The sequence below is a fragment of the Wenyingzhuangia fucanilytica genome, assembly GCF_001697185.1.
GTDB classification, from domain to species: domain Bacteria; phylum Bacteroidota; class Bacteroidia; order Flavobacteriales; family Flavobacteriaceae; genus Wenyingzhuangia; species Wenyingzhuangia fucanilytica.
In genome coordinates, this window is the sequence record NZ_CP014224.1 from 1657830 (window position 1) to 1669547 (window position 11718).

Sequence of the window (11718 nt, forward strand, 5' to 3'; positions counted from 1 at the left end):
GAGAAAATGAGATGAAAAAACTTAAAACACCTGTAAAGCAACATTATAAGTGCTCTCAAAACGCAAAGAATTTACACCCGTATTTACTTGTTGCTGTGTAAAGTATGACAGCATTTTTTCTGTAGGCATATTCCCTGTTAAGGCATCTGTAGCCATAGGACAACCACCATATCCTTTAATAGCACCATCAAAACGAATACAACCACTCTTAAAAGCTGCATCTATTTTTTCATGCCATTGGTTTGGTGTCGTATGTAAATGTGCCCCAAATTCAACTCTTGGATAAGCCGGTATTAAATGAGAGAATAAGTATTGAATAACTTCAGGTGTTGAGCTACCCACAGTATCAGACAAGGATAAAATATTCACACCAATAGCAGATAATTTATCTACCCACTGCCCTACAATTTCTACATTCCAAGGATCCCCATAAGGATTTCCAAACCCCATAGACAAATAAGTAACCACCTGCTTGTTGTGTTTTTGGGCAATTTCCATAATGTTTTGAAGCTCCTCAAAACTTTGCTGAATGGTTTTATTGGTATTACGAACTTGAAAAATTTCTGAAATAGAAAAAGGATATCCTAAATAGGTGATTTCTTCAAATGCACAAGCATCTGTAGCCCCTCTTGCATTGGCTACTATGGCTAATAATTTACTTTTGGTTGTAGATAAGTCTAATTTATTTAACACTTGGGCAGTGTCTCTCATTTGCGGAATCGCCTTAGGAGAAACAAAACTTCCAAAATCAACAGTATCAAAACCACATTGTAAAATGGCATTGATGTATTTGGCTTTTAAATCTGTTGAAATAAACTCCTTAATGCCTTGCATGGCATCTCTAGGACATTCAATCAACTTAACCTCTTTTTGACTTATCATAAAGTCAAATATACTAACAATCTTACACAGAAAATACTTTAAAAAATACAATTTGGCACGAAATTGTTTATTAAAAAGAAATCCATAATTTTAAACAAAGCCATTTGCCATGAAAATATTTAATGCTGCTCAAATTAAAGAATTAGACATTTACACTACACAAGAACAAAAAATAAGTCCCATACAACTTATGGAACGTGCTGCCGATAAATGTGCCACATGGTTAAGAAACAAATATCCTATCCACACACATTTTTCTGTTTTTTGTGGATTGGGAAATAACGGTGGTGATGGTTTGGCTATTGCTAGACTTTTAATTGCCCATCAATATAAAGTAACTATTTACATCCTTAAATACAGTCCAAACACCAGTCAAGGTTTTGAAGAAAACTTAGCTTTATTAAAAGATCTTATTACGATAAGAACTATTATTTCTGAAAAACACATCCCTCCTATAGAAAAGAATTCAGTAATTATTGACGCTATTTTTGGAGCAGGAATCAATAGACCAATAGAGGGAGTATGCAAAACATTGATAGAAAATCTAAACAAATTAGACAATCCTAAAGTTGCTATTGATATTCCCTCTGGTTTGCCATGTGAAATTGATGATTTTTCTAAAGAAAACACCATATTATCTGCAGATTACACCATTACTTTTGATGCTCCAAAACTTTCTTTTTTATTACCTAAAACTGCACATTATGTAGGGAATTGGAAAACATTACCTATTGGTTTATCAGAAAACTACAAACAAACCATAGAGAGTGATTATGAATATATCCAATCTAATGATATCTTAAAAATTACAAAGAAAAGAGATGTATTTTCGCACAAAGGTACTTTTGGACATGTAGAAATGATTGGTGGAAGTCATGGTAAAATTGGAGCGATGATCTTAGCTACCAAAGCAAGTTTAAGGGTTGGTGCTGGTTTGTCAACTGCCTTTACTCCCAATTGCGGTATGCAAATTATGCAAACAAGTGTTCCAGAAGCCATGTGGACAGGTAACAGAGCTAATGAGTATTATTTAGAAGGAAATTATATCAGTTCTAATAAAACAGTTGCTATTGGCCCAGGCTTAGGAATTCATCCTAAAACGCAAACTTTTTTACACTTAGTACTAAAAGCCACCAAAACTCCTATGGTCATTGATGCTGATGCCATTAATATTTTAGCAAGAAATAAAGAATGGTTAAACATATTACCAGAAAACAGCATTTTAACTCCACACCCAAAAGAATTTGAAAGACTGATAGGTTCTTTTTCTAACGATGCTGAAAAATTAAAAAAGTTAAAAGAATTTACCGCTACTTATAAATGTATTGTGGTTTTAAAAGGAGCCCATACGGCTGTTGCAAATGTTAATGGTCAAATTTATTTTAACTGCACAGGTAACCCAGGAATGGCTACTGCGGGTAGTGGCGATGTATTAACAGGAATGATTGCTGGTTTATTGGCTCAACAATACTCCCCTATCCACGCCGCTATTTTAGGAGTCTATTTACATGGTTTGGCAGGAGATTTAACAGTAAAAGAAATAGGAATGCCATCATTAATTGCTAGTGATCTTGTGAACTATATTGGTAAGGCCACCTTACATATGTAAATTTCCTTTTGTACTTTAGTCAACCTAAATTATTTTTATGAACATCAACGACAAATCTAATCCGGTTCCTTATTTACCAAACCCAGATAGATATCAAAATATGCAATACAACCGTTGTGGAAACAGCGGTATTTTGTTGCCTAAAATTTCTTTAGGATTGTGGCACAACTTCGGTTTTTACGATTCTTTTGAAAATGCAAGAAACGTTTTAAAAAAAGCTTTTGACTTAGGAATTACTCATTTAGATTTGGCCAACAATTATGGACCTCCCTATGGAAGTGCCGAGGAAAATTTTGGAAGAATTCTTAAAAAAGATTTAGCCAATCACAGAGATGAATTGTTTATTGCTTCTAAGGCAGGATATGATATGTGGCCTGGTCCTTACGGAAACAATGGTTCTAAAAAATATTTGGTTGCTAGTTTAGATCAAAGTTTACAACGCATGGGATTGGATTATGTAGATGTATTTTATCACCACAGACCCGATGCAGAAACTCCTTTAGAAGAAACCATGCACGCTTTAAGTTTAATGGTAAAACAAGGAAAAGCTTTATACGTTGGAATTTCTAATTATAACCATACAGATACCATAAAAGCTCAAAAAATATTAAAAGATTTAGGAACTCCTTGTTTGATACATCAAGCCAAATACTCTATGTTTGAACGTGGTCCTGAAGCAAATTTACTCCCTACTTTGTTAGATGAAAAAATTGGTTCTATTGTTTTTTCTCCCTTAGCACAAGGAATGTTAACGGATAAATACATCAATGGTATTCCAGAAAATTCAAGAGCATCAAAAGACAAAACGCACTTAGATAAAAGTACTGTTGAGCAACAACTACCTAAAATTAAACAGCTTCATCAACTGGCTCAAAAAAGAGGACAAAAACTTTCTCAAATGGCTATTGCTTGGATTTTAACACAACCTGCTGTGACTAGTGTTTTGGTGGGAGCTAGTAGTCCAAATCAGCTAGAAGAAAATGTTTTGGCTTTAAACAATACCAGTTTTTCGGAGGAAGAATTACAATTCATTAATAGTATTTTGAATAGTTAATTAAACCCTATTCTATTCCCTATAAAACACGTAATTTTACCGCATGATTTTAAAAGATACCATTGTTGCTTTGGCAACTGCTTCTGGAGTGGGAGCTATTGCTGTGATACGTTTGTCTGGTCCTGATGCCATTACAATTGCAAATGATTGTTTTACCTCTATTAAAGAACATAAATCTTTACTAGATCAAAAGTCTCATACCTTACATTTGGGACATTTTATGGATGACCAAAGAGTTGTAGACCAAGTGTTGGTATCTGTGTTTAAAAATCCACATTCGTATACGGGTGAAGATACCATAGAAATTTCTTGTCATGGTTCTTTATATATTCAACAAGAAATCATTCAAATCCTATTAAAAAAAGGAGCTAGAATGGCCGATGCAGGAGAATTTACCTTACGTGCGTTCATCAATGGTAAGTTAGATTTATCACAAGCAGAAGCGGTAGCAGATTTAATTTCATCAGATTCAGAGGCTTCTCATCAAGTGGCCATGCAACAAATGCGTGGAGGTTTTTCTAATGAGATTCAGCATTTAAGAGATCAGTTAATCAACTTTGCTTCTTTGATAGAGTTGGAATTAGATTTTGCTGAGGAAGATGTTGAGTTTGCTGATAGAACAGAGTTTAAAGCTTTGGTGGCTAGAATTCAACTAGTTTTAAAAAGATTGATAGACTCTTTTGCGGTTGGAAATGTGATTAAAAACGGAATTCCTGTAGCAATTGTAGGAGAACCAAACGTAGGAAAGTCTACCCTGTTAAACGCTTTATTAAACGAGGAACGCGCCATAGTATCAGACATTGCAGGAACCACACGTGATACCATTGAAGATGAAATGATTATTGATGGGGTTGCCTACCGATTTATTGATACTGCTGGAATTAGAGAAACCAAAGATGTGGTAGAAAATATTGGGATTCAAAAAACTTTTGAGAAAATATCCCAAGCCCAAGTGGTGATTTATTTGTTTGATGTTACCAAATATAAAGTACAAAGTAAAGAGTATAAAGTTGAGCTTGAACAAATAAAAAACAAATTTCCTCAAAAACAATTGATTGTGATTGGAAATAAAGCAGATGCTATTTCTGAAGAAAACATTCTGGCTTTAAAAGAAGAAATTCCTGAATTAGTTGCCATTTCGGCCAAATCTAAAATAGGGATTGACACGCTTACTAATGAATTAACCAAAATGGTAAATATTGGAGCTTTAAACAATCAAGATACCATTGTGACCAATTCTCGTCATTACGATGCATTATTAAAGGCTCTTAACGAAATTAACAAAGTTGATGAAGCCATACTCAATAATGTTTCTAGTGATTTAATGGCTATTGATATTAGAGAAACGTTATACTATTTTGGATTGATTACCGGTGAAGTTACCAATGATGATTTATTAGGGAATATTTTTGCTAATTTTTGTATTGGGAAGTAGCTTTTTGTGCATAGCTCATCCTTTCAATTCACTAAAAAACAGACACTAAACTTAAAAAATTTTAGCTATTTTTTAGTTATACAAAATCAATATTACCTTAAAACAAGAGCCCCTTTTGAGTAAAACAACTGAAACGTTGCTTTTTCACAAGAGGAACGTTTCTGTTTGTTAAGAGCAGCGTTCCTTTTTTTGAGTTAAAAAGGTTCAATTTTTATAAAGGCTAAAAAAAATCCTCAACAGAAATTACTATTGAGGATCTTAAAACTTTGTTTTTGTTAAAAAGACAATTATGAAGTAACCTTAAACTTTAGGTTTTTCAACATTTTTCTCAAACCTGCATCAGGTCTAAAGTTTACATGTGCTTTTTTAACTGCATTTGCAGACAATTCTTTCTCAGTGCTAACTCCCATGGAGTTCACTCCTATTTGAAAAGAACCTAGTTTGTCTAATTTCACAATTTTACCTTGTTCCAAGGCATCTATCATGTTATGTACTAAAGACAATGTTACAGCATAACAATCGGCTTCTCTTACAGTACTTTGGTTGGCTATTAAAAATGCCAATCTTTCTAAATCTACCGTTCCTGTAGCAACAGCATGTACATAATACTTTCTTTCCGCTTCTATATCTAACGGATTAACTTTTTGTAATGGTTTTACTTGAATCATAACAATTAAAAAATTTAAATGATACTCAAACGAGCAATCTACACACTATGTATAGATATTCACTAAACTAAAGAGCTTTTTAAATTTTTCAAAAACAACAAAAACCTAGTTTTCAACAACCTACCCCTTTGTTCTTTTACTTATTTTGATGCTGTTTGATCTCCTTAAAATCATTCCAAAATATGGATTGATTTTATTTATAATTGTTTGACCTATTAAAAATGAACGATCAACATTCCCTGTTCATAACTTTTTTTTGACTTTTTGAGAAATTATGGTCAGAAGAGGATTCAATATATTAGAATTTTTATTTATTTAAGCAAATTATATAATAGTTTAACACCTAACATTTTATCTAATTTATTTTGATTGTCTAAAACAGAAGCAAAGCTAATTTTACACTGATGTTCTACTCCATCAATTTGATTATTATGATAAGATTTAAATGGACTTGATGTACCTTCTCCTGGATATAACAACATTACTTTACTCGTGTTCCAAAAACGAGCATAGGTATACATTTGTCTTAAGTCTTCTATAGAGGGTTGACTGTTTTTTGGTTTCTTCCATTTGGTATCTATAATAATGGTTTCCGCTCCCTTTTGAAGTACAATATCTGGTCTAATGGTTCTATAAGTTCCCCAGAACTTTTTAGATGCTTGTCCTTTTACTATAATTTCTGATCCCCTACATGTTTTCTTTAGCATCGTTAAGACATATTCTTCCCAAAGAATGTTCATATCAAATAGCAGTGCTAACATCTTTTCTTTTCCTGATTTTATGTCTGGAGAATAGTTCAATAATATTAAACGAGCTAATTCTAATGCCTTTGTATAGGCTATAGTTTTCCTGTTTAAGCTTACTTTGTTTAGAACCTTTTCATTTATTTGAATTCTAGATACTGTTGGGAAATTCATTTTGATACGCTTACAAGCATCACTTAAACGAGTTCCTTTTGTAAATTGATCTACCACATACAAAGCTTCGTTTAGTACTTGATGTAGTTGATGATTGGTATCATATACTTGATGTGTGGTGTAAAAACGTTCTTTATGAACTAAATTATGACGTAGGTTTCCAGCAAATTCTAACTTTCCTTTGAGTACTGTACTGTTAGAGGTGTTTTTTCTATATTGTTTTACCAAACCACTGTGAATTAAAAACTGTAGTTCTTTTAGGTATATTTCAAAATAAATTTCTAATAGGTTTAAATTTTGTCTATTTACATTGGCTGCTCCTATGGTTTCTACTTTTAAACGACCTGTGGTTTTTAGCATTTGCAACAATACCTCTCTCCACAAGTTTTCTTCTTTATTTTTATCTACTTTGGGAAGTATTTCTATGGTTAAATCTTCTACCTGAATGATCCCTACGAATTGTTTTATCTTAATTCCTTTAGCTATACCCTCAAAATATTTGTTGTCATGAAATTCATTGAACCTTAATAAGGCATCTAGTTTCTCTTGATTCATGTATTGATGAGTCAAGGTTAAACGATCGTGTTCAAATAAGGTTATTTGTTTCATTAGGCCAATAATTTAGCTATTGCCTCTTTAAAATCAATTTCATCAAAAGGGATGATTTCATAAGACTGGCTTACTAAACTTTCTCTTCCTTGGTATTCAAAACTAGAGAAGATTGTATCATCGTTCTCTACAATTTTCACAAAACCATCACCTAAGACTAAACCTATTTTACCATCATCTCCATAAAAATATTCTTGTAACAATGGAATGATACAATCTTTAAAGGTGGTTTTTAACTCCTCTATGGAAGTAACATTTATAAAATAAGAATGACCTATGGTATGATCTCTATTTATCAATGCTTCTACTCTCTTGTTAATCTTTTCTAAAAGCTCTGAAAGATTGATATCTTCTATCATTTTGTCTTTTAAAAGTATTGTATTCGGCATCATTTCTTCAAACACAAATCTACGTCTCAAAGCCGTATCTAAAGCTTCTACCGAACGATCTGCTGTGTTCATGGTACCAATAATATGTAGGTTGTTAGGTACTCCAAAAGTTTCTTTGCTGTAAGGAAGCGTTACCGTTAAAGCTTCTTTGTTCCCTAAACGTTTGCTAGGTTCTAATAATGTAATAAGTTCTCCAAATATAGCGGATACATTTCCTCTGTTAATTTCGTCAATGATTAAGACATAATTCTTATTTCTTTCTTTTGCTTTTGAAAAATACTCCGTAAACTTTTCTATTTTAATATCTTGTTTGTAAAATTCATAAATTGACTGTTGAGAAATTCCTTTGTCAATAAATAAATCTGGGGAAGTATTCATATTTGTTGAGAGCCATGTTACCTTTCTTAAATGGTGAAATCCATATTCATTATTAGGATTATACTCATAATCTCCATCTATAATCCCTACTGCATCTAATACATGATTTCCCAAAGAAGCTAAAATAATGTCTCCTTTTTTCATTTTTTGAAAGATAAACATTGCTTGAATATGATATTTAGATCCTTCTACTAAATGTGGAAACTCTTTTGTAAACTTATCCTTAAATTCTGTCCAATCATTAATTTCTAGATAACTAGAATAGTCCTCATTATCTCCCCAACCTAAAGCCACAAGATTATTGTCAATACACCAATCATGAATGTGTTTTCTGTTTTTTCCTCCTAAACTCATTTTATAATAGTTAGGTTTAGAAAAATCAATTGCATTATTTGTTTTTCTTAGTCCAGAAACTCCTTTGGCTTTGTTGGCTATTTGTTTAAAAATTCCTTTTTCAATAATGTAGTTTAATGATTGAACTTCATCATTATCAGTAATATTAGGTTTTATCCCTTCTACAAAATCTTCATAAGCCATGGATTGATGAAAAGTGGTAAATACAATTTGTCCTTCGTTTACCAAACGGTCGTATTCTTGCTTTACTATGGCTCTGTCTTGTTCTACATCAAAACTTGGATTGGCAATAGCAATAGCTTTGTTAATGGTATTATAGGTCTTTCCAGTCCCTGGAGGACCGTATAGGATTTGGTTTATAGGTTGGTTTTTCATTGATTTTTCCTTTCGATAATGCTTGTAATTACTATCAGGTTCTGAAACAATTGCATTTGATTCAGAAGTTAAAAACTCTATGTATGATTTAATTGCAGATGCATAATATCCATCTTTTCCATATGACTTAGCTTTGTTATAAAAATATTTTCCATTAACATCCTTTTGATGCAATAATAAATCATTATAAATATTTTTTAGTTTACTTATATTGTTTTCTGTATAAACTTCTACTTTAAAATGTATAATTAAAATATTTATAGCTCTTAAATATGAACTTACCTTACCACTACCTTTTTTTTCGTTTTGCTTTAACCAATCTTTATACTTTTTTTCAACAGAATCATTTCTCTCAAATAATTGCCAATGCTGCCAACTAAAATCATAAAATTCTTGTTCTTCTCTTAAAGAAAGTATATATCTATTATAATTTAAGAAAGCGCCTCCTTTTTCTTTATAACCAAAATATTCAGCAATAAATTTTAAAGCTTCATTTTTAAAAATATTTAATATACTATAATCACTATATAAAAAAGCTATTTTCCATTTATAAGCATCTCCAAGATCTATTTGGTCTATTCGGTTTAGTTTATTTTGCTTAGCTAAAGTAGCGACTTCTATTATTAACTTTCTTATGCTTTCAAAAGCTTCTATAGCTGTTTTACCATATTTTACATGCCAAGCATAAACTCCATCATTCTCTCTATTGGTTGCAGCTTCAGTTTTAGAGGTGGTTCCCATTTTATAGATTCCAAACTTATAAGAGCTCCCTCCTACAATACTTCCTAAATCTCTTGTTTTATGTTCTAACCAATAACAAAAAGAATTGTCTCTTTCTGTATCTGTGTATTCTTCAAGAGTCATGTTTTGTAATTTTTCTAGCGGCCAATTGTCTAGAAACTCTTGTTTTAATTTATATAAGTGCTGGTTATTATTCATTCCTTTTTTAACTACTATAAAACCATTACGTTCATAAGCGAAGAAACAATCTGTTCCTTCACCTCCACTAAAATAATTTTCTATTTCTCTACCTTCTGCATAGTAATTTGCATAAGCCATTACAGCCTTGGGTGGATACTTTATATCATCAACTATTAAATCATATGTAGAAGATGCCCCAAACCCCTTAGGTATTCCTTTTTCTTTAAAATCTTGAATTCCTTTTAGAATGTGTTCTTTGTTTACTTTATTAAATAGCATTTATTTATATGTAATTTTTATTTTTTCTATTACATCCATAGGATATATAATATTGGTATTGTTTTCAAAATCTCTGTAGAAGAAAAAGCTTTCTGTTTTACCAATGAACTTCTTCATTCCTTCTATTTTTATGTCTTGGTTTTCAATTGTAATTATATAACTAATATTGGATGTAAATACATTTCTAATTTCTGAAAACGTTAATACACTTATACTCCACAAAAGAAGAATTAACATTACTACTTCACACTTAATCGATTCCTTAAATAAAATATCTAAACATGTTGCCATAAAAGCATATCCATAAAAAAGAGTAAAATATTCTACCCAGATATTATTAGGTTTCAACCAGAAATAAAAACAAAAAACAATAAATATAACTAAAGAAACGATAAATGCCGTCAGTTTAGATTTCTTCGACTTTATATTTATTAACTCTTTATATTCTTTATCAAAACCTGTAAACATTTTAAGTATATTACCTATGCTTAATTGAAAAGTAAGAAAAGTAAAGAGGATAATTAAATAAATAATATCATCTAAAAAAGAAGTGATAATTTCACTAAAACTTAAGTATGGTATGATGTTGATATCAAAATAATTATAAAAAAAGAATAGTTTTGAGACCCCTAGCAATACCAAACTAGAAGATATAATTGGTATGTTTTCTTTGATTCTTTCCATTAGTTTTTTTGGCTATTATCTTATTTATAAAGGACATGATATCTTTAGAACAAACCTAATTCATCACATTTTTCTAAAAAAACACTTTTAATAAAACCATAGCTTGATAATGGTGTGTGCTTGGTATCAAATAGTTTCATATTTAAAAAATCTTTTTTTGAACCAGAATACCCTTGAGCAATAGCATTATTATATCCATCTACAATCATGTTAAACCATACGTTCCCTTCGCTTTCATTACATATTAGTGCTTTGTATCTCTCATCTATCCCAAAAACTCTTTTCCAAGCTTCAATTTCCTCATCATATTCAGCACATTCAATTTTCAAAACTAAATCATTCGGTTCTATATTTTGAATATTGTTAGATTTTAAGTCAATAGTAATTTTAAAATCAGTGATGGCAGGATGAGAATTTGCATATGGATAAAATGCTTTGTTTCTATTTGTTGTTGTACCAATAATAGATTTAGTTCCTTTATAACTTGAATTACAATCGTTGCACATAGGTGCAAGGTTTTTCAAATTTATACTATTAAAAGGATAGTTTCCTTTGGGTATGTAGTGGTCATATGCTTCCTTTTTTGTATGATGTATTCCTTTTAAATCTCTAATCCCACAGAATGGACATTTTCCCCTTTTATTAGAAGAGAAGAACTCTTTGTAATGTGTTGGAAGAAGTTTTGTTTTTAAAGAACCAAAATCAGCTAAATTAAATGGTGATCCACTACCATACAAATTACCATAAAATGCCTTGAGTTCTTTATGTAAATTCGCTTCTTTGAATTTTAAATCATCATACGTTAAAACAGGAAGTTTTGGATTTTTACATATTTCTTCAATATTATTATTGTTGGAATAGTAGTCTATTAGTTCTAACTTAAAAGTATCGTCATTTATATCGGCAAATGCTTTATATATCTTTTCAATAGAACTATTAAAAAAATATGCAGATTTGCCTTTTTCATTTTTTTTGGCGTTTTCAGGGTCAAAATCTACTTTGTCCAATTCCAAATAGATGTCGTATAATTCTTGATTCTTTTTTAATTTTTCAGCATCAAAATCACCTTCGGCAAAGAGCCAAACATCAGTAAATAGAAAATCTAAATACTCTTGTAGTTTTTCAATATCGTGTGTTATGTAGGTGTAATTAAATAACAAATTT

General features: G+C 31.1%; 9 protein-coding genes. 3 read left to right on the forward strand and 6 right to left on the reverse strand.

Going from position 1 to position 11718, the window contains the following annotated elements; translation table 11 throughout:
• Window positions 1-21 precede the first annotated feature (21 nt).
• The gene (locus AXE80_RS06830) at window positions 22-882 is read right to left on the reverse strand and encodes a hydroxymethylglutaryl-CoA lyase (protein WP_068825694.1); all 861 of its coding nucleotides are present in this window, start codon (window positions 880-882) and stop codon (window positions 22-24) included.
• 109 nt (window positions 883-991) lie between these two features.
• Here AXE80_RS06830 and AXE80_RS06835 point away from each other — a divergent pair, with 109 nt between their 5' ends.
• Genes AXE80_RS06835 through mnmE form a run of 3 tightly spaced genes read left to right on the forward strand, consistent with a single transcriptional unit; the run spans window position 992 to window position 4980 of the window.
• Window positions 992-2491: a bifunctional ADP-dependent NAD(P)H-hydrate dehydratase/NAD(P)H-hydrate epimerase gene (locus AXE80_RS06835; RefSeq protein ID WP_068825696.1), complete on the forward strand. Its 1500-nt coding sequence runs from the start codon at window positions 992-994 to the stop codon at window positions 2489-2491.
• A 37-nt stretch (window positions 2492-2528) separates the two neighbouring features.
• Window positions 2529-3545, forward strand: a complete 1017-nt coding sequence (locus AXE80_RS06840; RefSeq protein WP_068825698.1) for an aldo/keto reductase — start codon at window positions 2529-2531, stop codon at window positions 3543-3545.
• A 43-nt stretch (window positions 3546-3588) separates the two neighbouring features.
• Window positions 3589-4980 carry a tRNA uridine-5-carboxymethylaminomethyl(34) synthesis GTPase MnmE gene (gene mnmE, locus AXE80_RS06845; RefSeq protein WP_068825699.1) on the forward strand — a complete coding sequence of 464 codons (1392 nt, stop codon included), beginning with the start codon at window positions 3589-3591 and terminating at the stop codon, window positions 4978-4980.
• 287 nt (window positions 4981-5267) lie between these two features.
• Here mnmE and AXE80_RS06850 read toward each other — a convergent pair whose 3' ends face one another.
• The 5 genes from AXE80_RS06850 to AXE80_RS06870 all read right to left on the reverse strand — a co-directional run bounded on the left by AXE80_RS06850 (window position 5268) and on the right by AXE80_RS06870 (window position 11714).
• Window positions 5268-5648, reverse strand: coding sequence for an HU family DNA-binding protein (locus tag AXE80_RS06850; protein WP_068825701.1), 381 nt, complete (start codon window positions 5646-5648; stop codon window positions 5268-5270).
• Window positions 5649-5959: 311 nt separating this feature from the next.
• On the reverse strand, window positions 5960-7174 hold the full coding sequence (locus AXE80_RS06855) for an McrC family protein (protein ID WP_068825703.1): 1215 nt from the start codon (window positions 7172-7174) through the stop codon (window positions 5960-5962).
• Entirely contained in the window at window positions 7174-9870 is a 2697-nt protein-coding gene (locus AXE80_RS06860; protein ID WP_068825705.1) for an AAA family ATPase, read from the reverse strand. Before AXE80_RS06860 ends, AXE80_RS06855 begins: the two co-directional genes overlap by 1 nt.
• On the reverse strand, window positions 9871-10554 hold the full coding sequence (locus AXE80_RS06865) for a hypothetical protein (RefSeq protein WP_068825707.1): 684 nt from the start codon (window positions 10552-10554) through the stop codon (window positions 9871-9873).
• 44 nt (window positions 10555-10598) lie between these two features.
• The gene (locus AXE80_RS06870; RefSeq protein WP_068825709.1) at window positions 10599-11714 is read right to left on the reverse strand and encodes an HNH endonuclease; all 1116 of its coding nucleotides are present in this window, start codon (window positions 11712-11714) and stop codon (window positions 10599-10601) included.
• Window positions 11715-11718 lie beyond the last annotated feature (4 nt).